Origin of the sequence: Ectopseudomonas composti, from assembly GCF_900115475.1 — a bacterium.
GTDB lineage: Bacteria > Pseudomonadota > Gammaproteobacteria > Pseudomonadales > Pseudomonadaceae > Aquipseudomonas > Aquipseudomonas composti.
In genome coordinates, this window is sequence record NZ_FOWP01000007.1 from 171,918 (window position 1) to 194,511 (window position 22,594).

At 65.2% G+C, this 22,594-nt stretch carries 21 protein-coding genes; 5 read left to right on the top strand and 16 right to left on the bottom strand.

Features of this window, described 5'->3' with window-relative positions; translation table 11 throughout:
• The 5 genes from BM059_RS14875 to BM059_RS14895 form a co-directional block, all read right to left on the bottom strand.
• On the bottom strand, positions 1-834 hold the full coding sequence (locus BM059_RS14875; RefSeq protein ID WP_074939578.1) for an ABC transporter ATP-binding protein: 834 nt from the start codon (positions 832-834) through the stop codon (positions 1-3).
• Positions 822-1,625 carry an ABC transporter permease gene (locus BM059_RS14880; protein ID WP_036998886.1) on the bottom strand — a complete coding sequence of 268 codons (804 nt, stop codon included), beginning with the start codon at positions 1,623-1,625 and terminating at the stop codon, positions 822-824. Before BM059_RS14880 ends, BM059_RS14875 begins: the two co-directional genes overlap by 13 nt.
• 110 nt (positions 1,626-1,735) lie before the next feature.
• Positions 1,736-2,722, bottom strand: a complete 987-nt coding sequence (locus BM059_RS14885) for an ABC transporter substrate-binding protein (RefSeq protein WP_036998884.1) — start codon at positions 2,720-2,722, stop codon at positions 1,736-1,738.
• Between the two features lie 233 nt (positions 2,723-2,955).
• Positions 2,956-4,329, bottom strand: a complete 1,374-nt coding sequence (locus tag BM059_RS14890) for an aspartate aminotransferase family protein (protein WP_074939579.1) — start codon at positions 4,327-4,329, stop codon at positions 2,956-2,958.
• Positions 4,330-4,454: 125 nt separating this feature from the next.
• Complete coding sequence (locus BM059_RS14895; protein ID WP_074939581.1) at positions 4,455-5,948, bottom strand: aldehyde dehydrogenase; 1,494 nt, start codon at positions 5,946-5,948, stop codon at positions 4,455-4,457.
• 463 nt (positions 5,949-6,411) lie between these two features.
• On the opposite strand from BM059_RS14895, the gene BM059_RS14900 reads away from it, so the two are divergent.
• Entirely contained in the window at positions 6,412-7,335 is a 924-nt protein-coding gene (locus BM059_RS14900; RefSeq protein ID WP_074939582.1) for a LysR family transcriptional regulator, read from the top strand.
• A 10-nt stretch (positions 7,336-7,345) separates the two neighbouring features.
• Here the strand turns inward: BM059_RS14900 and BM059_RS14905 are convergent, their stop codons facing one another.
• The 7 genes from BM059_RS14905 to BM059_RS14935 form a co-directional block, all read right to left on the bottom strand.
• Positions 7,346-8,953: a methyl-accepting chemotaxis protein gene (locus tag BM059_RS14905; protein ID WP_036998876.1), complete on the bottom strand. Its 1,608-nt coding sequence runs from the start codon at positions 8,951-8,953 to the stop codon at positions 7,346-7,348.
• Positions 8,954-9,049: 96 nt separating this feature from the next.
• A complete protein-coding gene (locus BM059_RS14910; protein ID WP_036998875.1) occupies positions 9,050-9,355 on the bottom strand; it encodes an NIPSNAP family protein in 306 nt (101 codons plus the stop codon).
• A gap of 199 nt (positions 9,356-9,554) precedes the next feature.
• Positions 9,555-10,637 carry a DmpA family aminopeptidase gene (locus tag BM059_RS14915; RefSeq protein WP_074939584.1) on the bottom strand — a complete coding sequence of 361 codons (1,083 nt, stop codon included), beginning with the start codon at positions 10,635-10,637 and terminating at the stop codon, positions 9,555-9,557.
• Positions 10,630-11,490, bottom strand: coding sequence for an ABC transporter permease (locus BM059_RS14920; RefSeq protein WP_074939585.1), 861 nt, complete (start codon positions 11,488-11,490; stop codon positions 10,630-10,632). The genes BM059_RS14915 and BM059_RS14920 overlap by 8 nt, the downstream gene beginning before the upstream one ends.
• On the bottom strand, positions 11,487-12,368 hold the full coding sequence (locus BM059_RS14925) for an ABC transporter permease (protein WP_036998870.1): 882 nt from the start codon (positions 12,366-12,368) through the stop codon (positions 11,487-11,489). The genes BM059_RS14920 and BM059_RS14925 overlap by 4 nt, the downstream gene beginning before the upstream one ends.
• On the bottom strand, positions 12,368-13,483 hold the full coding sequence (locus BM059_RS14930) for an ABC transporter ATP-binding protein (RefSeq protein ID WP_074939587.1): 1,116 nt from the start codon (positions 13,481-13,483) through the stop codon (positions 12,368-12,370). Before BM059_RS14930 ends, BM059_RS14925 begins: the two co-directional genes overlap by 1 nt.
• An 84-nt stretch (positions 13,484-13,567) precedes the next feature.
• Positions 13,568-14,605 (bottom strand): polyamine ABC transporter substrate-binding protein, encoded by a 1,038-nt coding sequence (locus tag BM059_RS14935; protein ID WP_074939588.1) that lies wholly within the window; start codon positions 14,603-14,605, stop codon positions 13,568-13,570.
• 195 nt (positions 14,606-14,800) lie between these two features.
• On the opposite strand from BM059_RS14935, the gene BM059_RS14940 reads away from it, so the two are divergent.
• Positions 14,801-15,670, top strand: coding sequence for a MurR/RpiR family transcriptional regulator (locus BM059_RS14940; RefSeq protein ID WP_241766084.1), 870 nt, complete (start codon positions 14,801-14,803; stop codon positions 15,668-15,670).
• Between the two features lie 75 nt (positions 15,671-15,745).
• Here the strand turns inward: BM059_RS14940 and argE are convergent, their stop codons facing one another.
• The 4 genes from argE to BM059_RS14960 form a co-directional block, all read right to left on the bottom strand.
• On the bottom strand, positions 15,746-16,900 hold the full coding sequence (gene argE, locus BM059_RS14945) for an acetylornithine deacetylase (protein ID WP_074939590.1): 1,155 nt from the start codon (positions 16,898-16,900) through the stop codon (positions 15,746-15,748).
• 185 nt (positions 16,901-17,085) lie between these two features.
• Complete coding sequence (locus tag BM059_RS14950) at positions 17,086-17,760, bottom strand: DUF1028 domain-containing protein (protein ID WP_074939592.1); 675 nt, start codon at positions 17,758-17,760, stop codon at positions 17,086-17,088.
• On the bottom strand, positions 17,757-18,194 hold the full coding sequence (locus tag BM059_RS14955; protein ID WP_074939593.1) for a RidA family protein: 438 nt from the start codon (positions 18,192-18,194) through the stop codon (positions 17,757-17,759). Before BM059_RS14955 ends, BM059_RS14950 begins: the two co-directional genes overlap by 4 nt.
• Positions 18,194-19,555, bottom strand: coding sequence for a flavin-containing monooxygenase (locus BM059_RS14960; protein WP_074939595.1), 1,362 nt, complete (start codon positions 19,553-19,555; stop codon positions 18,194-18,196). Before BM059_RS14960 ends, BM059_RS14955 begins: the two co-directional genes overlap by 1 nt.
• 366 nt (positions 19,556-19,921) lie before the next feature.
• Between BM059_RS14960 and modA the strand changes: the two genes are divergently transcribed.
• The 3 genes from modA to modC are packed head-to-tail and all read left to right on the top strand — an operon-like array spanning position 19,922 to position 22,533.
• Positions 19,922-20,674 (top strand): molybdate ABC transporter substrate-binding protein, encoded by a 753-nt coding sequence (gene modA, locus BM059_RS14965; RefSeq protein ID WP_074939596.1) that lies wholly within the window; start codon positions 19,922-19,924, stop codon positions 20,672-20,674.
• 54 nt (positions 20,675-20,728) lie between these two features.
• Positions 20,729-21,409: a molybdate ABC transporter permease subunit gene (gene modB / locus BM059_RS14970; RefSeq protein WP_074939597.1), complete on the top strand. Its 681-nt coding sequence runs from the start codon at positions 20,729-20,731 to the stop codon at positions 21,407-21,409.
• Positions 21,409-22,533: a molybdenum ABC transporter ATP-binding protein gene (modC, locus tag BM059_RS14975; protein ID WP_074939599.1), complete on the top strand. Its 1,125-nt coding sequence runs from the start codon at positions 21,409-21,411 to the stop codon at positions 22,531-22,533. The genes modB and modC overlap by 1 nt, the downstream gene beginning before the upstream one ends.
• The last annotated feature ends 61 nt before the right edge of the window (positions 22,534-22,594 follow it).

Consider the following 22,594-nt stretch of genomic DNA (forward strand, 5'->3'; position numbering starts at 1 on the left):
TCAGTGCACCTCTTCCATGTCGTCATGCAGCAGGCCGAGGATGTGCCGTTTCATGCGGATGAACTCGGGCTCCATGACCACGTCGAGGGTGCGCGGGCGCTCGATGGGCACGTCGAGGATTTCCTTGATCCGCCCGGGGCGCGCGCCCATCACGTAGATGCGGTCGGCGAGCAGGATGGCTTCGTCGATGTCATGGGTGACGAACACCACGGTCTTCTTGCTGTTGCCCCACACCTGCAGCAACAGTTGCTGCATCTGCAGACGGGTCTGGCTGTCGAGGGCGCCGAAGGGTTCGTCCATCAGCAGAATCTGCGGGTCGTTGGCCAGCGCACGGGCGATGGCCACACGCTGCATCATGCCGCCGGAAAGCTGCTTGGGGTAATGCTCGGCGAACTTGGCCAGGCCCACTTCGTTGAGGTAGAACTCGACGATGGTGCGAATCTCGCTGGCCGGCAGCTTGCGCCGCTTGAGGCCGAACTCGATGTTCTGCCGCACGGTCAGCCAGGGGAACAGGGTGTAGCCCTGGAACACCATGCCGCGGTCGGCGCCAGGGCCTTCGACCTTCTGCCCGCCGACGTAGATCTCGCCCTCGGTGGGCTCGTTGAGACCGGCGGTGAGGTAGAGCAAGCTCGACTTGCCGCAGCCGGACGGGCCGACGATCACCGCGAACTGCTCGTCGGGTACCTCGAAGGAGACGCGATCCAGTGCGGTGAAGGTGTCGCCCTTGGGCGACTGATAGCGCAGGCTGACGTTGTCCACCTTGAGCCGCGCGGCGACCTCGGCGTACTCGCTGAGCGCCGGCATCACGTAGGGTTTCTTGGCTATTGCGCCCATGCGGCAATCCTCAGTCGAAGCAGACGGAACAGTTGGTCGGTGATCAGCCCGAGCAGGCCGATGATGGCGATGGCGAGGAAGATCACGTCGACCTGGAAACCGCGCATGGCCTTCAGGCTGATGTAACCCAGGCCACTGGATGCGGCGACCAGTTCGGCCACTACCAGATACGTCCAGGCCCAGCCCATGGTTACCCGCAGGGTGTCGAGGATGCCCGGCAGCGAGGCAGGGCCAAGCACGTGCAGCACCACGTCGCGGCGGCTGGCGCCGAGGGTGTAGCTGGCGTTGAGCAGGTCACGCGAGACGCCCTTGGAGACGTCGGCGACCATCACCAGTTGCTGGAAGAACACGCCGAAGATGATCACCGCCACGCGCTGTTCCAGGCCGATGCCGATCCACAGGATGAACAGCGGCACGAAACTGGTCACCGGCAGGTAGCGGATGAAGTTCACCAGCGGTTCGAGAAAGGCCTGGACGATGCGAAAGCTGCCCATCAAGAGGCCCAGCGGCACCGACACCAGCGACGACACGACGAAGCCAATCAGCACCACTTCCAGGCTGGCCAGCACGTGCTTGCTCAGGGTGCCGTCGCCGGCCAGGCGCACGCCGGCGGCGATCACATCACCTGGGGTCGGCAGGAACATCGACGGCACCACGCCGCCGTAAGAAAGGATGGCCCACAGGCCCAGCACCAGCAGCCAGCAGAGGCTGCTAGCGCCCAGCACCAAACGGCCAGGCAGGTCGACTTTCGGGGTCAGGCAGCGCTGCACCCAGGATTTTTGCGTGGCCATGAACCACCTCGTGTTGCGGGTATTTGGAAGACGCTGAACGCCATTCGCGGAAAACGGCAGGTGACCACCGTCAGTCCCCTCTCCCCTTTGAGGAGTGGGGAGCAGAGCACTTACGGCGTGACGAACGAGGTATCCACCAGATCCTCGTAGCTCACCGCGTAGGGTTTGCCCTGCAGGCTGCTCCAGGTCTCGTTGGCCAGCTTGATGATCTCGGCGATGTCGCCGGGCTTGCCGGGGGTGCCGAGCAGCTTCTCGCTCATGGCCTGGTCGTAGAACTTCACGCCCTTGGCCGCTTCGGCCAGATCCTTGGGATTGGACAGGTAGCCGCCAACGCCCTTGGCCATGATTTCGTAGGCCTTCTCCGGGTTCTGCTTGGTGTACTCGACCGCCTTGTACAGGCCGGCGACCAGCGCCTTGACGTCTTCCGGCTGTTTCTCGATGACGCCGCAATCCAGCGCCACCACATCGACGATCACGCCGGGTGTGGCGCTACTGTCGACCAGCACCTTGCCGTTGCCCTTCTGCTTGACCATGGTCAGGTTCGGCTCCCAGGTCACCGCCGCCGGTACGTGGCCGGCGATGAAGGCCGAGGCGGCGTCATCGGCGGTCATGTTCTGCACCTCGATGTCAGCCATGCTCATGCCGGCCTTCTTCAGCAGGTAGCTGAGCCAGAACTGCGACACCGAACCTTCGTTGACCGCCACCGCCTTGCCTTTGAGACCCTGCATGTCGGCGATGTCGTTCTGCACCACGATGCCGTCGCCGCCGTGGGATTCGTCCAGCGCCGCCACGGCCTTGAAGCAGAAGTCCTTGGAGCGGTACTTGAGGATCTCATCGATGGTCGAAGCCGAGCCGGACAGCTTGCCCGAGGCCTGCGCGGCCATGTACATCGAGGCTTCCTCGATGGTGGTCAGTTGCAGGTCGAGGCCGGCTTCCTTGAAGTAGCCGAGGTCACGGGCCAGGTACAGAGTACCGTAGCCGACCCAGGTGGTGTGGCCGATGGACAGGGTGCCGGCCTGGGCGGTGGCGGCCATGCCGGCAGCCAGTGCGGTGCAGGCAAAGGAACGGACGATACGGTGGTGCAAGGACGATTTCATGAAGCACTCCCACAGCCTGTTGGCTCGTTATTGGTTTACGTGGGGCAGGGATTGGCCAGTGGCCGAATTACACGTTTACGGGCCGAACTCGTTGGATCGGCACCTGATTCTTCGCCGCCCTCTATGGGGCGGTTTCAGGGGCTTTTCGTGGGAGCGGCTTTAGCCGCGATTAAGGTATTTCGCGGCTAAAACGGAATGCCGCCCAGCCGCTCCTACGGGTGATCGATGCCCTGTTACAGCAGGTTCAGCTCGCGCCCGGTGCGATCCACCGCGCGCTTGATCTTCTCCACCAGCTCGTCCAGTTCGGCATGCGTGGCCACCAGCGCCGGCGCCATGATCATCCGGCCGAGGGTGGAGCGAATGATCAAGCCCTCGTCGAAACCGACGGTGCGACAGTGCCAGGCGATGTCGTTTTCGTTGGCGAAGCGCTTGCGCGTGGTCTTGTCCTCGGCGAACTGCAGCGCGGCGACCAGGCCAGCGCCCTGGACATCGCCGATCAGCGGATGGCCCTCGAAGGTCTCGCGCAGCAGCTTCTGCAGGTAGGGGCCGGTGTCGGCCTTGACCGTCTCGACAATCTTCTCGTCGCGCAGCGCGGTGAGGTTGGCGATGGCCACGGCGGCGGCCACCGGGTGACCGGCGTAGGTCAGGCCGTGGGCGAACACGCCGCCTTCCTGCACCAGGGCGTCGGCGATGCGACCGCTGAGCACCAGGCCGCCCATGGGGATGTAGCCGCTGGTCAGGCCCTTGGCGATGGTCAGGGTGTCGGGCTGGAAGCCGAAGTGCTGGTGGGCGAACCACTCGCCGGTACGGCCGAAGCCGCCGATCACTTCGTCGGCGCAGAGCAGCACGTCATACTGGCGGCAGATGCGCTGCACCTCGGCCCAGTAGCTGGCCGGCGGGAAAATCATGCCGCCGGCGCCCTGGAAGGGTTCGGCGACGAAGGCCGCGACGTTCTCGGCGCCCAGTTCGAGGATCTTCGCTTCCAGCTCGCGCGCGGCCTTGAGGCCGAAGGCTTCTTCGGAAAGCTCGCCGCCCTCGGCGAAGTAATAGGGCTCACCGATGTGGGCGAAGCCCGGCAGCATGCCGCCCATCTCGTGCATGAAACCCATGCCGCCGAGCGCGGTGCTGCCCAAGGTGGAGCCGTGGTAGCCGTTCCAGCGGCCGATCATGATGCTCTTGCTCGGCTTGCCCACCACCTGCCAGTAGCGACGCACGGTGCGGATCAGCACCTCGTTGGCCTCGGAACCGGAGTTGGTGTAGATGGCGTGGCTGTAGTGCTGGGGCAACAGGCTGAAGAGCAGCTCGGACAGCTCCACCACGCGCGGATGCGTGGTGTGGAAGAACAGGTTGTAGTACGGCAGCTCTTCGAGCTGGCGCGTTGCGGCGGTATTCAGGTCGGCGCGGCCATAGCCCAGCGCGGTGCACCACAGGCCGGACATGCCATCGAGATAGCGCTTGCCGTCCGTGTCCCAGAGGTTCAGGCCCTGGCCCTTGGCGATCACCAGCGCGCCCTTCTCGTTGAGCGCCTTCTGGTCGAGGAAGGCATGGATATGGTGCGCCGCATCCAGTGCCTGGTATTCGGATGTGCTGTGCTTCGGGGCAGTCATCGCAAGGTCTCCGCCAGTGGCGTGTAGGGTGCGCCGTGCGCACCGTTAATAATTTGATCAACTCCGTCTGGTGCGCACGGTGAACCCTACGAACCGGGGGCACCATCCGGTGCGCGCAGCGCACCCTACGGACGCAGTTGGAACCAGGTGGTTTTCAGTTGGGTGTACTTGTCGAACGAATGCAGCGACAGGTCGCGGCCAAAGCCGGACTGCTTGCCGCCACCGAACGGCGTGCTGACGTCCAGCGCATCGACGGTATTGACCGACACGGTGCCGGCCTTGAGGCGGCGGGCGACACGGTGGGCGCGGTTGAGGTCGTCGCTCCACAGCGAGGCGGCCAGGCCATAGACGCTGTCGTTGGCCAGGGCCACAGCTTCGTCCTCGCTGTCGAACGGCAGCACCGCCAGCACCGGGCCGAAGACTTCCTCGCGGGCCAGGCGACTGCTTGGCGTCACGCCGGTGAAAATGGTCGGCGCGATAAAGTTGTCCGAGCCACCCAGCGTCAGTCGCTCACCGCCACAGACCAGGCGTGCGCCATCGGACTGGGCGCCGTTGATGAAATCCATGATGCGCGCGGTCTGCCGCGCCTCGACGATGGCGCCGGCGCGGCTGGCCGGGTCGAGTGGATCACCAGGCAGCCAGTCGCGCGCCTTGGCCTGCAGGCGCTCGACGAACTCATCGTGGATCGAACGCTGCACCAGCAGGCGCGAGTTGGCCGAGCACACCTCGCCCTGGTTGAAGAAGATGCCGAAAGCGGCCTTCTCGGCGGCCAGGTCGAGATCCTGGCAATCGGCGAACACCAGGTTGGCGCTCTTGCCGCCGCACTCCAGCCACACCTGCTTGAGGTTGGACTGCGCCGAGTAGCCCATGAAGTATTTGCCCACCTCGGTGGAGCCGGTGAAGGCCAGGCAGTCGACGTCCATATGCAGACCAAGGGCCTTGCCGGCGCTCTCGCCAAGGCCCGGTACCACATTCAGCACACCCTCAGGCAGCCCAGCTTCCAGCGCCAGCTCGGCCAAGTGCAGGGCGGAGAACGGCGACTGCTCGGCGGGCTTGAGCACCACCGAGTTGCCAGCGGCCAGGGCCGGCGCCAGCTTCCAGGCGGCCATGTCCAGCGGGAAATTCCACGGCACCACGGCGGCGACTACGCCCAGCGCTTCACGAGTGATGGTAGCCAGCACGTTGCGCGCACTGGGCGCGACTTCGTCGTAAAGCTTGTCGAGGCTTTCGGCGTACCAGCGGAACACGCCAGCGGCGCCGGGCACGTCGATGTTCCAGGCATCCATCACCGGCTTGCCCATGTTCAGCGAATCGAGCAGCGCCAGCTCATCGCGATGGGCCAGGATCAGCTCGGCCAGGCGCAGCAGCACCTGCTTGCGCTCGCTTGGGGTGCGTTGCGACCAGACGCCGGCTTCGAAGGCCTGACGGGCGCTGCGCACGGCCAGCTCAACCTCGGCCTCACCACAGGCGGCGACCTGCGCCAGCACCTGGCCGGTGGCCGGGTTGATGGCCGCGAACTTAGCGCCGGACTGCGCCACCACATGGCGACCACCGATGATGGCCTGTTCGATGAAGGCTTGCTGCCGGGCGCGTTGCTGCCAGTCGCTGAGTTCGTACACCACAGTCCCCTTGTACCGTTTGGCGGTTGCGGAACTGATGGTGGCGCAAGCCCGAAGATAGGAAAAATATTAAAAATGTCGCCGGGACATACGAAAAAGATGGTCACACCCGCACCAAGGCAGTGCAGCCCGCCAACTCCTTGTGCAAATACCCAACAACGCGCCGCCAGGCCGCGCCACGTCTGACGCGAAGCACACCAGACAGCCCAGCGCCACGCACCATTTCAGCCCGCACCACATCTTTTAGGGTGGGCCGGGCGGCGATCCATTTCAGCGCGTAGGGTGGGCTTCAGCCCACCACAAGATACAAACGCTCGCCATCAGCGCCGAGTACGACTCTTGCAAGGCATACCCCGCCCAGGGCCATAAAAAATATGGCCACTGGCAAACAAGATGCTCGCCTACCGCCCCCTGATCTGCGGGTATGGTGAGTACCAGAAGAAGATCGCTCGAGGTTCCTTGCGTGGCTGCCTACACCCTGCGTCAACTCAAGTATTTCGTCACCACCGTCGAGTGCGGCAGCGTCGCCGAGGCGTCGCGCAAGCTGTACATCGCCCAGCCGTCCATCTCCACGGCAATCAAGGGCCTGGAAGAGAGCTTCGGCGTGCAGCTGTTCATCCGCCACCACGCCCAGGGCGTGTCGCTCACCCCTAGTGGCGCGCGCTTCAACCGCAAGGCGCAGGAGCTGCTGCGCATGGCGCACGAGTTCGAACAGAACGCCCTGGCCGACAACGACGTAGTGGCCGGGCAGATCGATATCGGCTGCTTCGAAACGGTCGCCCCGCTCTACCTGCCGCGCCTGATCGCCGGCTTTCGCCAACGCTACCCCGGCGTGGAAATCCGCCTGCACGACGGCGAACAACACGAGCTGGTGCAGGGCCTGACCGCCGGCCGCTTCGACCTGGCGATCTTCTACGAACACGACCTGGACGCCACCATCGAGACCGAACCGCTGATGCCGCCACAGCGGCCCTACGCACTGCTGCCCGAAGGCCACCGCTTCGCCGCACAGGCGCAGGTGTCGCTGCGTGATCTGGTGCTCGACCCGATGATCCTGCTCGACGTGCTGCCGAGCCGGAACTACTTCGTGAGCATCTTCGAGGAGTTGGGCCTGTCGCCGAACATCGTGTTCAGCTCGCCCTCCATCGAGATGGTGCGCGGCATGGTCGGCCAGGGCTTCGGCTTCTCCGTGCTGGTCACCCGCCCGCACTGCAACACCACCTACGACGGCAAGCAGGTGGTGTGCGTGAACATCACCGAGGACGTCACCGGCTCCGGCCTGGTCGCCGCCTGGCTCAAGCGCGCACAACTGACCAAACCGGCGCAGCTGTTCGTCGATTACTGCAAGGCAGAACTGGGCGAGAAGCGAGTGGCGGAGCCCGCCTGAATCCGGCGACTCAGACCTGGAACTGCATGATGGCGTTGCGCATGCCCTGCGCTACCCGTTCCAGCTCCTCCGCCGAGTGCGCCAGCTCGTTCACCGCCTGGGCGTTGTGCTGAGCCATCTGCGCGATCTGCTCGACACGCTGCGCCACTTCGCTGCTGGCATTGCTCTGCTCGCCGATGGTTTGGGAAATCTCCTCCACCACCTGGGCGGCGCGTTGCGCACCATCGCGTATTTCATTGATCGAATCACCGGCCTGGTGCGCCAGGGCCACACCGTCGTTCACCCGCGTCACGCCGGCCTGCATGCTGTCCACTGCCAGGTTGGTGTTGCTGCGAATGCGCCCGATCATGTCGGTGATTTCCTGAGTCGAGTGCGCGGTGCGGGCCGCCAGGTTGCGCACTTCATCGGCGACCACGGCGAAACCACGCCCGGCCTCCCCCGCGCGCGCAGCCTCGATCGCCGCATTGAGGGCGAGCAGGTTGGTCTGTTCGGCGATGCTCTTGATGACCTGAATGATCGAATGGATTTCCTCGGATGAACGCCCCAGCTCGGTGATCGTCGCGGAAGACGAGGTGACCGCCTCGGCGATACGGTTCATGCCGTCGACCACGCCGAGGATGACCTGGCCACCGCTGTCAGCCAGTTGCCCGGAATGGGCGGAAATGCCTTTGGCGTCATGGGCGTGCGTGGACACCTGGGCAATGTTCTGGATCATCTGCTCCATCGCTGCGGCCATGCTCGTGGCGCTGTCCGCCTGCTGGGTGGAGTCCTGCAGAATGCGCTGGGCCGTGCCGGTCAGCGAGCCGGCGGTGTGCTGCAACTGCTCGCTGTGCTGGTTGATGCTGCTGATCATCCGGCCGAGGTTGCCCTGCATTTCGGCCAGCGCCTGCAGCAGGTGGCCGGCCTCGTCCTGCCGATCCACGTCGATGCGGCCACGCAGGTTACCGCTGGCAATGGCGCGGGCAGCGTCGACGGAGCGTTGCAGCGGCCCCAATACGCTGCGCATCAGACTCCAGGTAATCAGACCGAGCAGCAGGCTGACCAGCACGATGCCGGTGATCAGGTAGATCGAGGCCTGGCTTACGGCAGTCTGACCACTCTGGTGAGCAGCACTCACCTGCTCTTCGATCAGGCTGCTGAGCGCCTCGTTCTTGGCTTCGAGGTCGCTGAAGCGCTGCATGAACGCGGGCATTCCCGCCTTGGCGGCCTGCGCGTCGCGCAGGGCCACTTCAGTGATCCGTTCGGCTTCACTGATGTAGGCATTGAGTGCCGGTTGCGACTGGGCGATGGCCTGCTGGATATCAGCCGGTAGTGGCAACTGGGCGTTGGCCGCCAGGGCTCGCTTGAACCAGTCGGCATGCTCGCGCAGGTCCTGACGCACTTGCTCGGCAGCAGCCTGGTCGCCGGCCTCGACGCTGAAGGCGGCCAGCACGTCGGCACGCAGCGCGTCGTGCATCATGTCCCCTTCCAGGTGGTTGCGCAGCGCCGTGACGCTCAGCTCGTTCTGCGCCAGCGCGCCATTGAGCTGGGTCTGGCCCCAGAAACCCACTGCACCCAGCCCTGCCGCGACAGCCACACTTAGCACGCCGCTGGCGATCATCTTCTGACGAATGTTCATGCGTTGCTGTCTGGCTGTGAGGAAGGGAATCGTAAGTCTAGTTCAGCTGCCGATCTTGCAAGGGCGACAAGATCCCGTCCGAGACGACCCTGCTCGCTACTCGAATACGGGACGGAAGAAGCTTCGCTCGTAGCTGAGGATGCAGCGTGTCTCTTCGGCGTATTTGAACGCCGCCTGGCACTCGGCGTCGGCGAAGGAATCCTGACGATAGCGTTCGTATTCGGCCAGGCTGGGGAAGCTGAACAGTGCCAGGGCTACGTCACTTGCGCCCTCGGACGGCAGAAAGTAACCGTGGTGCGTGCCACCGAAGCGCGCTACCAAGGGAATCCACAGCTTGGCGTAGTGCTCGAATTCCTTGAGTTTGTAGGGGTCGACGATATAGCGCAGGTAGCAGGTGATCATGGGCGTCCTTCGTTGCGGGTGGATTCGATGAAGCTGGGATATAAACACGGCGAAAAATCCACGCGCCATTTTTTTCCAGCATCACGCCAGCAACCAGTGGTGCGCACGGCGCACCCTGCCCGGTCACCAGCTTCACGTAGCCCGGATGAAATCCGGGGGACAGGCGATACGCATTCCCGGATTGCATCCGGGCTACGCATCACGCACCGACCACCAGTTCGCGCAGGCGCTGGCCATCGATGGCGCGGCAGATGCCTTCGGGCTTCTGCATCGGCGAATCCTCGGCAGCCAGCATCGCGTTGAGCACCGCTTCGTCGGTGGCCTGCACAGCGGCCAGGTAGAGCGCGTCGAAACACTCGTCGTTGAGGTAGTCGAGGTTCAGCCGCGTTGGCGACACCTGCGGCAAGGGTCGTGGGTTGGCCACGCTGAAGGCGAGGAAGATGTCGCCGGAGTTGTTGCCACCCGGCGTGCCGGCCAGAGCGATGCCAAGGCCGGCGCGCTGTGCCAGGCGCTTCAGTTGGTGCGGCAGCAGCGGCGCGTCGGTGGCGAGGATGACGATGATCGAGCCGCGCTCGCGCCCCAGGCCTGCAGGCAGCTCGTCTTCCAGGCGCTCGCCGACCGGCACACCGCACACCTTCAGCCAGGCGCGCTGGCCATGGTTGGCCTGCACCAGGGCGCCGAGGGTGTAGGTCTGCCCGTCGATCTCGACAAGGCGCGAAGCACTGCCGGTGCCGCCCTTGTAGCCGTAGCAGATCATGCCGTTGCCGCCGCCGACGTTGCCTTCGGCGATAGCTCCGCCTTTTGCCGCATCCAACGCGGCCAGGGCATCGGCCTCGCTGACGTGCTGGCCGTTGATGTCGTTGATCACCCCGTCGTAGGTTTCGGCCACCACCGGCATGGCCCACAGGTGCTCGCGTTGCCAGGCATCGGCGTACTGCTGGATCGTCCAGCGCGCGGCGGCGTGGTGGACGATACCGACGCTGTGCGAGTTGGTGATGCACAGTGGGCCGACGAAGTAGCCGCCGTGTTCGATCCAGTGGGTGCCGGTCATCTCGCCATTGCCGTTGAGGGCATGGAAGCCCGCCCACACCGGCTGCGGCTCGCTATCGCGGCCACGCGGCAGGATGGCGGTGACGCCGGTCTGGATGCGCCGGCCGTTGTCGGCCACGCCATCGAGGGTGCGGTAGCCGACCAGCACGCCGGGCACGTCGGTGATGGCGTTGTACGGGCCGGGGATGCCGGGCAGCGGCAGGCCGAGTTCGCGGGCGCGAGGTTTAGCCATGGGAGTCGTCCTGGGAAGTGGCGGGCTTGCGATTGCGCAGGTACAGGCCGAGGGCGGCGATCAGCAGCGAGGCGATCAGCAGCAAGGTGGCGATGGCGTTGATCTCGGGCTTGATGCCGCGGCGGATCATGCCGTAGATGAAGACCGGCAGCGTGGTGGAGTCGACACCGGCGATGAAGTAGGTGATCACCAGATCGTCCATCGAGATGATGAACGCCAGCAGCGCACCGCCGACTACGCCGGGCAGGATCTGCGGCAGGGTCACCCGGCGGAAGGTGGTCCAGGGCGAGGCGCCAAGATCGGCCGAGGCTTCCTCCAGGCGCGTGTCCATGCCGGCCAGACGCGCGCTGACGATCAGGAACACGTAGCTGATCAGGAAGGTGCAGTGGCCGATGATGATCGAGCCCTTGCCCAGCGGCATGCCGACGCCGACAAAGAAGATCAGCAGGGCGATGCCGAGCACGATGTCGGGCATCAGCATCGGCATGAACATCAGCACCCGGTAGAACGTCTGCAAGCGGAAGCGATAGCGCGCCAGGGCCAGCGCGGTGAGCGTGCCGATCACCGTGGAGATCGCCGTGGTGGTCAGCGCCACCACCAGGCTGGTGCGCAGCGCGGCCAGCAACTGGTCGGTGGATTCGACGTACAGCGCGTTCTCGCTAAGGCTGGTGGACAGGCCGAACAGCGAGCGATACCAGTCGAGGCTGAAGCCATCCCAGATCATCATGTTGATCGGGTTGCTGTTGAACGAGTAGGCGACGATCAGGCCGATCGGCAGGTACAGGAAGATGAAGAAGGCCAGGCTGTAGCCGCCCAGCAGACGGCGCCCGAGGTTGGCGAGCAAGGCGTTCATCGGCTGGCCTCCTGTGCGCTGTTGCGCCCTTGCGCCAGTACGTAGAGCACCAGGCACACCAGCACCGCGGCCATCAGCAGCATCGCCAGGGCGGCGCCGAACGGCCAGTTGCGCGCGGCGAGGAACTGCTGCTCGACCAGGCTGCCGATCATCAGCACGCGCGCGCCGCCGAGCAGCGACGGCACGATGAAGTTACCCAGGCTGGGGATGAAGACGATGATCGAGCCTGCAGCGATGCCCGGCAGGGTCAATGGGAAGATCACCTTCCAGAAACTCTGCCAGCGGCTCGCGCCGAGGTCGGCCGAGGCTTCCAGCAGGCGCTTGTCGAGCTTCTCGACGCTGGCGTAGACGGGCATGAACATGAACGGGATGAAGATGTAGGTCATGCCGATCAGCACCGCGGTCTCGGTGTAGATCAGCTCCACCGGGTTGTAGAAGCCCAGCGCCGCCAGCGTGGTGTTGATCACGCCGCTGGGGCGCAGGATCAACAGCCAGGCGTAGAGGCGCACGATCAGGCTGGTGAAGAACGGCAGGGTGATCAGGAACAGGCAGAAGTTGCGCATCCGCTCCGGCTGCCGGGCTACCCAGAAGGCTGCCGGGTAGCACAGCGCCAGGGTCGCCAGCACGGTCAGCCCGGCCAGCTTGAACGAGCGCAAGATGATTTCCAGGTAGACCGGGTCGAACTCCTCGTTGACGCCATCGGCCCAACCCAGCACGCGGCCGAAGTTGTCCGGATAGAAGTTCCACTCGACGCCGCCGTAAAGCCCAGGCTCGAGCAGGCTGTACAGCGCCATGATGCTCAGCGGGGCGAGGAAGAATACGCCGATGATCAGCGTCACCGGGGTCAGCAGACCGACCAGGCGCAGGCGCTCGCGCATCAGGCACCTCCGGGGATCAGGTGCGCGGCCTCCAGGCCGTACCAGAGCTGTACGCTATCGCCCTTGCGCAGGCGCTGCAGGCCCTGCTGCGCGGCGTCACGTAGCACTGCCTTGACCAGGCGACCGTGCGCGGTGCGCAGCAGCAATTCGAAGTCCTTGCCGATGAACAGCAGTTGCTCCAGGCGCCCTTCCAGCGCGGCGAAGCCCTCGCCGGGACACTGCAGGTGGAACTGCTCGGGGCGCAGCATGAGCTGGACATATTGGCCGACGCGCAGGTCGGGATGACGCGCCTGCAACAGGTCGCCCTGGCTGTCGAGCAAGTAGGCGATGCCTTCGTTGACCGAGCCTACGTGCACGTCGAACAGGTTGCTCTCGCCGATAAAGCCGGCGACGAAGGCATTGGCCGGGCGGTGGTAGATCTCCGCCGGGGCGCCGATCTGCTGGATATGGCCGCCATTGAGCACGACGATGCGATCGCTCATGGTCAACGCTTCTTCCTGGTCGTGAGTGACGAAGACGAAGGCGATGCCCAGCTCGTGTTGCAGGGTCTTCAACTCGCGCTGCATGGCCTGGCGCAGTTGCCGGTCGAGTGCCGACAACGGCTCGTCGAGCAGCAGCAACGCCGGGCGGTCGACGATGGCGCGGGCCAGCGCCACGCGCTGCTGCTGGCCGCCAGACAGCTGGCCGGGCTTGCGCCGTTCCATGCCGGCCAGGCCGACCATCTCCAGCGCTGCGCCGACGCGCTGGATTTTCTCGGCCTTGGCCACGCCGCGCACGTCCAGCGCATAGCCAACGTTGTCGCCGATGCTCATGTGCGGGAATAGCGCGTAGCTCTGGAACACCGTGTGCACCGGGCGGCGGTGCGGCGGCACGTGGTTCATCGGCTGGCCCTGGATCAGCAGCTCGCCGCCATCGAGGTGCTCGAAGCCACTGATGGTGCGCAGCAGCGTGGTCTTGCCGCAGCCGGATGGCCCCAGCAGGGTGACGAACTCATTGCTGCCGACAGCCAGGTCGAGGCCGTCGAGGGCACGTACCAGGTGTCCCTCGGGGGCACGGTAATGCTTCACCGCGCCCCGGATCTCGACCACCGGCGCGGTTTGGGTGAAAGCGGTCATGGTGGACTCCACTGATATCGGAGTAATCGCGGCTGAAGCCGCTCCTACAGGGGCTTCAGCCGCGATCTAACTGCACAGGCTGACTCAGTTGGCGGTACGCACCCGCGTCCACACCCGGTCGTACTGCTTCAGGCCCTTGCCCAGATCCTGGAAGATCTGCAGCTTGGCCATGACATCGGCCGGCGGGTTGACCTGCGGGTTGTCACGCAGCTCGGCCGGTAGCAGTTTCAGCGCCTCCTTGTTCGGCGTGCCGTTCATCTGCTGCGCGGTGTTCAGCGCGGCGATCTCCGGCTGCAGGAAGAAGCTCATGAAACGCTTGGCGTTGGCCTTGTTCGGCGCGCTCTTGAGCACGCACATGTCCTCCTGGTACATGGTCGCGCCTTCCTTGGGGATGACGTAGGCGAGGTTCTGCGGATCCTGCTTCACGTACATCATGGCGCCGACGAAATAGTGCGCGGCAGCGGCATCGCCAGACTGCACCATCGGCACGCTGTCGTAGGTGAAGGCGGAAATCAGCGACTTGCGCTCGATCAGCCAGTCAGCGGCCTGCTTGAGCTCGGTCGGGTCGGTGCTGTTGACCGACTTGCCGTCCTTGATCAAACCGACGCCGAGGGTCTCGCGCATGTCGTCGAGCATGATCACCTTCTTGCCGGCCTTGGCCTCGGCGAAGAAGTCGTCCCAGCTCTCGATCGGCTTGGACACCTTGTTCTTGTTGTAGAGGATGCCCACGCTACCCCACGCATAGGGCATGCAGTACTCACCCTTGGGGTCGGACTTGGAACGCAGGAAGGCGGGATCGATGTTGGCGAAGGCAGCATCCTGATTGATGTCGGTCTTCTCCAGCAGGCCGAGGGCGGCCATGGTGTCGTGCATGTGCACCGAGGGAAAGACGATATCGTAGCCTTGAGCACCGGCCTGCAGCTTGGCCAGCATCTCTTCGTTGCTGCCATAGGTGTCGAGCGACACCTTGATGCCGGTCTCCGCGGTGAAGCGGGTCAGCACTTCTGGATTGATGTAGTCGCCCCAGTTATACAGGCGCAGTTCTTCGGCGGCCTGGGCAGCGCCGGTGACGAGGCCGCTGCCAAGGGCAACGCACAGGGCGAGATGACGCAGCTTGAGCATGTTCCTGTTCTCCACTGTTGTGGTCGCGCAGGGGCGCGACATTTGCTTGTTGCGGCAGGAAGCGCGAGCGTCGACTGCGGAGCGGAAAGTCTCTGGTGGCTTTCTTCACCCGGGTAACGGCCAATCGACATCTCTTTGCGTTACGACTGAAGAGTAGAATATATTTCTTCCAAAGATCAATACGCTGACATTTAAATGTCAGAACAATTTGGCATGGCAGGGGAATCGGACATGCTCGATGGCAAGATGCAACACCTGGAAGGCAAGCTGACGCCGGCCGAGCGCACGCTGTGGGCCTATATCCAGGCCAACCTGGAAACCCTGGCGTTCGAGAACGGCGCCAGCCTTGCAGCCAAGAGCGGGGTCAGCCCCAACACGGTCAGCCGCTTCCTGCGCCGGCTCGGCTACAAGGGTCTGAAGAGCCTGAAGGACGAGCTGCGCGACGAAGTGCGCGTGCAGTCGCTGCTCAACCCCGCGCTGATCGAGCGGGTCGAGCAGCCGGAAGACCTGGTGGCCCACCTCAACGAGGAAGTCGAAGCCTTGCGCGCCTTCGCCGAACTGCTCGGCAGCCAGCACTGGCGCGACATCGTGGCACGCGTGGGAGATGCCGAGCGGGTGTTCGTCTGCGGCTTCCAGACCATTCGCGGGCTAGCCGAGGACTTCGCCAACCGCCTGGCCCTGGTGCGCTCCGGAGTGGAATTTCTCGACCTCTACAGCGGCGTGCTCGGCCAGTGGCTGGACAGCCATAACCAGCGCTGCTGCGTGATCCTCATCGACATCGCACCCTACGCCGACGCAGGTATCGCCTTCGCCAACAATTGCCTTAAGCAGAACACCGACCTGGTGGTGTTCACCGACGAGTACGGCATCGCCAAGCATATCGACACGCCATACATCGTCACCATGAAGACCAAGACCGGGCTGATCCTCGAATCCACCGGCGGCCTGACCAGCGCCCTGAACGTGCTGCTGCACTGCGTCGCCAGCGCCCGCAAGGATCAGCTCAAGGAACGCCTCGGCGCCTACCGGGCACGGGTCGAAAGCCTCAAGCTGTACCGCAGTTGAGCAGGACCGGCGCTGGACGACCACCACCGTCGCTCCCGCGCAGGCGGGAATCCGGGCAGGCGGCAGTCAGCGCCGTCACTCGCCCTGCATCCACCCCGCCAGGCGCGCCAGCAGGGCATCGCAGCGTTCGAGCTGATCAAGGCTGACGAACTCGTCCGGCTTGTGCCCCTGCTCCATGCTGCCGGGGCCGCAGACCACGGTGGCCACACCGGCCTCGTCGAACAGGCCACCCTCAGTGCCAAAGGCGACGGTGGTGAAATCCTCGCGCTCGGCGATCAGCGCCAGCAGCTGTGCCGCATCGCTGGCGGCATCGGTGAGCAGACCGGGATAGCTGGACAGCTCGCTGAAGCGAATATCGCTGACCGCGCTCACCGCACGCATGCGCGGCAGCAGCTCGCGCTCGGCATAGTCGCGCAGCTCGGCGGCGACCTGCTGCGGGTCGTCGGCCGGCAGCGCGCGCATCTCGAAGTCGAAGCGGCATTCGGCAGGCACGATATTCAAAGCGCGACCACCCTGGATCACACCGGTCTGCACCGTGGAGTACGGCGGGTCGAAGCGGCTGTCATGGCGCTCGGGCACGGCCAAGCGCTCACCGATCTCGCCGAGGCGACCAATCAGCTTCGCCGCGTACTCGATGGCGTTCACCCCCTGCGGCGCATAGGCCGAATGGCAGGCGGCGCCGTGCACTTCGCAGCGCATCGCCAGCTTGCCCTTGTGGCCGAGCACCGGGCGCATCTCGGTGGGTTCGCCGATCAGGCAGATGGCCGGGCGCTCGGGGCTGGCGCGCAGGCGCTCGACCAGGCTGCGCACGCCGAGACAGCCGACCTCCTCGTCGTAGGAAATGGCGATGTGCAGCGGCAGGCGCAGCGGCGCGTCGAGAAAGCGCGGCAGTGCCGCCAGCACGCAGGCGATGAAGCCCTTCATGTCCGCCGTGCCGCGCCCATACAGGCGGCCGTCGCGCTCGCTCAAGGCGAAGGCAGGCAGCGTCCAGGCCTGGCCGTCGACCGGCACCACGTCGCTGTGCCCGGAGAGCATCACCCCGCCCGCCCCGGCCGGGCCGATACGCGCATAGAGGTTAGCCTTGCCGCGTTCGGCGTTGAACAACAGCTCGCTGTCGATACCGAGCCCGGCCAGGTAGGCGCGGACGTAATCGATCAGTGCCAGGTTGGATTCGCGGCTGGTGGTGTCGAAGGCGATCAGGTCGGCGAGCAGGTCGCGGCTGGTGGGCATGGGCGGTTACCAGTCAGTGCAACAGGATGATCGGTGCGCACAGCGCACCCTACGGAACTGGGCATGTTGTCGTGGGAGGCGCTTTAGCGGCGACAGTTCAAGATCGCGGCTACGACTGCATGGATGCAGGAGGTAGAGCGAAGCAGGATGCCAGAGCCGAAAGCCCCTCCCACACGCCGGCCTGCCTACTCGTCACCCGGCACGCCGTAACTCGGCGCGGTGGTGGGGTCGAGGGCGCGGGTGATGTAATCGTGCAATTGCGGCTCGTAGGCGCGCCAGAGCTTGTCCAGCTCGCCAATGGGGTCGTGCTCGGCCCAGTCGACACGCAGGTCGACCACCGGCCAGACCAGATCACCGACCACCGACAGCGCCGCCGAATGCACCGGCCCGGCCTCGCCACCGGCGGCCATCGCCGCGTGCATGGCTGCCAGCAGGCGATCCGGCAGGCCGCCGTCGGCCTGCTCGAAGGCCTCGACCATGGCGTCGATCACCGCCATGGAAGCCAGCAGGTTGCCAGCCGCCACGCATTGCTCGCCGGCGCGCGCATGGTGCACACCGAGGGCTTCGCTGCCGGAAAAGTGTGCGCTGGTGCCGTGGCTGTCGATCACCGTCACCTGGCGGTACTGACCGTAGCCGTTGCGCGCCAGCGCCTGCTCCAGAGCACTGGCCGGCGCCTCGCCAGCCTCCAGCCGGTCGAGGATCTGCGGGCCCAGCGCCGGCAAGGTGATGTTCTGCGTCGACACCGCGCCAACACCGGCGCGCAGCCAGGGGCAGCGCGCGCCGACGGCGATGCTGGAGGAGCTGATGGCGATGCCGAGGTGCCCGGTTTCCGGGCAGCGGCCGACGATGGAAAAGGTCATGCCTGGCCTCCGGCGCCCGGCCAGTCATCGGGGATCACGGCGATCACGTCGATCTCCATCAGCCATTGCGGCTGGCCGAGCGCCGAGACCACCAGCCCGGTGGAGATCGGGAACACGCCCTTGAGCCATTTGCCGACCTCCTTGTACACCGGCTCGCGATAGCGCGGGTCGATGATGTAGGTGGTGGTCTTGACGATGTGCGACAGGTCGCTGCCGGCCTCTTCCAGCAGTTGCTTGAGGTTCTTCATCGCCTGCTCGGTCTGCGCCTGCGGGTCGCCGAGGCCGACCAGGTTACCGTCGAAATCGGTGCCGACCTGGCCGCGCACGTACACGGTGTTGCCGGCGCGCACGGCCTGGCACAGATCGTTGTCCAGGGACTGGTTGGGGTAGGTGTCCTTGGTGTTGAACATGCGGATGCGGGTATGAGTGGGCATCAGCGAACTCCGGTGAGGCTGACTTTGCCAGCGCTGGATTCGAGGGTCGCGGCTTCGCGCTGGGCAGCGTCGCGGTAGGCGGTGTACTTGCGCTGGGTGGCGATGTGGTCGGCGATGTGGCGGGCGTCATGCCACACGCCCCAGATAAAGGTGGAGCCACGGCGCGACAGCCAGGGCAGGCCGACGAAGTACACCCCCGGCTCGCTGGACACGCCGCGCTGGTGTTTGGGCTTGCCGTTGGCATCGAAGGCATCGACCTGCAACCAGCTGAAGTCCGTGGCGTAGCCGGTGGCCCAGATGATCGAAGTGACGCCGGCGGCGGCCAGGTCGAGGTTTTGCAGCGGCTCGCGGACGCACGCCGGCTCGGGGAAGCGCCGGCGCGCCTCGGGCTCTTGCGGCAGGTCGAGGCCGTTGCGTTCGACATAGGCATCGGCGGCATCGAGCAGCGACAGGTAGTTCTCGTCGCCACGCGCCAGGTTCTCCGCCAGGTCGTCGGCGAACTGCGCCACGCCATCCGCGAAGGCGCGGGTCAGGCCGACCAGGGTGATGCCCTGCGCGGCCAGCTCACGAAAATCGATGGTGCGCCCGCCATGGGCGCCGCTGACGGCGATGGTCACGTGCTCCTTGCCCGGCTGCACGGTTTCCAGATCCCACAGGCCGAGCACGCCGAGCCACCAGACGAAATCACGCCCGCGATAGCTGCGCGGCGGCCGGTCATGGGCGCCGACCGAGAGGTACACCTGGCGTCCGGCGCGGTTCAACTCGTCGGCGATCTGCACGCCGGAGGAACCAGCGCCGACCACCAGCACCGCGCCCTCGGGCAGTTGCTGCGGGTTGCGGTAATGCGCCGAATGGATCTGCAGCAGACTTTCGTCCTGCGGGGCGATGGCCGTGATCACCGGGCGCTGGAACGGGCCGGTGGCAGCGACCACGCGGTTGGCGTGAATGGTGCCCTCTGAGGTTTCCACGATGAAGCCGGCACGGCCTGGCGCACGCACCACCTGCTTGACCTCGACGCCGGTGCGGATCGGTGCGTCGATCATCTGCGCGTAGGCCTCGAAGTAGTCGGCCACCTGATCCTTGTGGGCGAAGTCGTCCGGGCCAAGATCGGGAAATTCCAGGCCGGGGAAGCGGTCGTGCCAGACCGGCCCATTGGTCACCAGCGAATCCCAGCGCACCGTGCGCCAGGCCTCGGCGATGCGGCTCTTCTCCAGTACCAGGTGCGGCACGCCGTGCTTGCCCAGGTGCTCACTCATGGCCACACCGGCCTGGCCTGCACCGACCACCAGGGTGTCGATCTCCAGGGTTGCGGGAATTCGGCCCACGGGGCCGGGAAAGGCGGACTGCTTCAGCTCGGTCATGGTTGCCTGCTCTGATTCTGCTCGTGACTGAATCCGCCGGGGCGGCTCGTTGCAGGCATTCTGTTCAGAGCGAAGGATTCGCGAAATTATGTTTTTTGTAGTTGTTGGCAAGGGAAAACCTGTACGCACGGCCGCAGCACATACAAAGCTGGTTTCCATGAGCAGGATTTATTGACTTCTAGGTCAGCTTTTGGCCTGATAGGTGCCGCACCCGTCACCTTCACTGCCCATGCCTGGCGTTCCGATACCGGCAAGGCCAGCAAATTCACCGCTCGCTATATACAAAAACACATAACGAAGTAGCATTGCCATATCCGTACCCGCCGCCAGGGTCGAGCCAACACCCGATAACGACAAGGAATCCCCATGCTCAAGCCGCTCAAGCACAGCCTGCTCGCCCTCGGCCTGGTCTTCACCAGCGGCGCTATCGCCGATGAAGTGAAGGTCGCGGTGGCTGCCAACTTCACCGCGCCGATCCAGGCCATCGCGCCTGAGTTCGAGAAAGCCACCGGGCACAAGCTGGTAGCGTCCTTCGGCGCCACTGGGCAGATCTATGCGCAGATCAAGAATGGCGCGCCGTTCGATGTGTTCCTCAGCGCCGACGACAACACCCCGGCCAAACTGGAAAGCGAGGGCGATATCGTGCCCGGCTCGCGCTTCACCTACGCCATCGGCAGCCTGGTGCTGTGGTCGGCTGATGCCAGCTACCTCGACGGCAGCGACGCGGCGCTGAAAGCTGGCCAGTTCAAGCACCTGTCCATCGCCAACCCGAAGGCCGCGCCCTACGGCCTGGCAGCGACCCAGGTACTGGACAAGCTGGGCCTGACCGAGGCTGTGAAAAGCAAGCTGGTCGAAGGCCAGAACATCACCCAGGCGCACCAGTTCGTCTCCACCGGCAACGCCGAGCTGGGCTTCGTCGCGCTGTCGCAGGTGTACAAGGACGGCCAGGTCACCAGCGGCTCGGCCTGGATAGTGCCGGACGCCATGTACGACCCGATCAAGCAGGACGCGGTGATCCTCAAACAAGGCGCGAACAACCCGGCCGCTGCCGCGCTGGTCGAGTACCTGAAAGGCCCGGAAGCGGCCAAGGTGATCAAGTCGTTCGGTTATAAGCTGTAATAGCCGTGGCCCGGATCGCATCCGGGCCACGTTTTCCACTTCCGGAATCCCTGCATGCCGCTGTCGAAGAATGACCTCGACGCCATCCTCCTGACCCTGGAGCTGGCCTCGCTGACCACCGTGCTGCTGCTGATCATCGGCACGCCGATTGCCCTGTGGCTGACACGCACCGACTCCTGGCTCAAGCGCCCGGTCGGCGCGGTGGTGGCGCTGCCGCTGGTGCTGCCGCCGACGGTGATCGGTTTCTACCTGCTGGTAAGCATGGGGCCCAACGGTTTCTTCGGCCAACTGACGCAGAGCCTCGGGCTCGGCACCTTCACCTTTACTTTCACCGGTCTGGTGATCGGTTCGATCTTCTATTCCCTGCCCTTCGTCGTGCAGCCGCTGCAGAACGCCTTCGAGGCCATCGGCCGTGGTCCGCTAGAGGCGGCCGCCACGTTGCGCGCCAACCCTTGGGATACCTTCTTCAGCGTGGTGCTGCCGCTGGCCCGCCCCGGTTTCATCACCGCCGCCATTCTCAGCTTCGCCCATACCGTCGGCGAATTTGGCGTGGTGCTGATGATCGGCGGCAATATCCCCGGCAAGACCCAGGTGGTGTCGGTACAGATCTACAACCACGTGGAAACCATGAACTATGCCCAGGCGCACTGGCTGGCCGGCGGCATGGTGGCGTTCTCCTTCATCGTCCTGCTCACGCTGTACAGCGGGCGCAGTAGCCGGATGAGGGCGCTGTGATGTTCGGTTTCGGCAAGGCCCCGATACCTGTCGCCCACGACGACGGGCGCATTCGTGCACGCTTTCTGGTCAAGCATCCGGGCTTCGCCCTGGATGTCGACCTCGACCTACCCGGGCGCGGCGTCAGCGCACTGTTCGGCCATTCCGGTTCGGGCAAGACCAGTTGCCTGCGCTGCTTCGCCGGGCTGGATCGCCCGCAGCAGGGTTACCTGCAGGTCGCCGGTGAGCTCTGGCAGGACAGTGAGCGCGGGTTTTTCCTCCCTGCCCACAAGCGCGCCATCGGCTACGTGTTCCAGGACGCCAACCTGTTCCCGCACCTGAGCGTGCGCAAGAACCTGGAGTACGGCCAGCGGCGCATCCCCGCGGCGCAACGCAAGGTAGCGCTAGACCAGGCGCTGCAACTGCTGGGCATCGGCCACCTGCTCGAGCGCATGCCTTCGGCCTTGTCCGGCGGTGAACGCCAGCGCGTCGGTATCGCCCGCGCGCTGGTCACCAGCCCACGCCTGCTGCTGATGGACGAGCCGCTGGCTTCGCTCGACCTCAAGCGCAAGCACGAAGTGCTGCCGTATCTGCAGCGCCTGCACGAGGAGCTGGACATTCCCGTGCTCTACGTCAGCCATGCCCCAGACGAAGTGGCGCGCCTGGCCGATCACCTGGTGCTGCTCGACGAAGGCCAGGTGCGCGCCAGCGGCCCGCTCAAGGAAACCCTGCTGCGCGCCGACCTGCCCTTCGCCAGCGATGACGAGGCCGAGGCGGTAATCGACGGCGAGGTCTGCGCCCACGATGGCCACTACGACCTGCTGCAACTGAGCCTTCCCGGCAGCGAGGCGCACCTGCGCCTGCCCCATGCAGCGCTGCCCAACGGCCATCGAGTACGGGTGAAGATCAAGGCGCGCGACGTCAGCCTCAGCCTGCAACGCGCCGAAGGCAGCAGCCTGCTCAACCTGCTGCCGGTGCAGGTCGATAGCTGGCATGCGTTGGACGCGCAAATGCTGCTGACCCTGCGCATCGGTGATCAACGCTTGCTGGCGCGGATCACCCGCTACTCCTTCGATCAGTTGGGCATTCACGCCGGGCAGGCGATCTGGGCACAGATCAAGTCGGTGTCGCTGCTGGCGCCGTAGCCGGTGCACCGCGACGCCCCGGAACGTACGACCGTGCAGGCGCGAGATTCTCGGTGCGCAT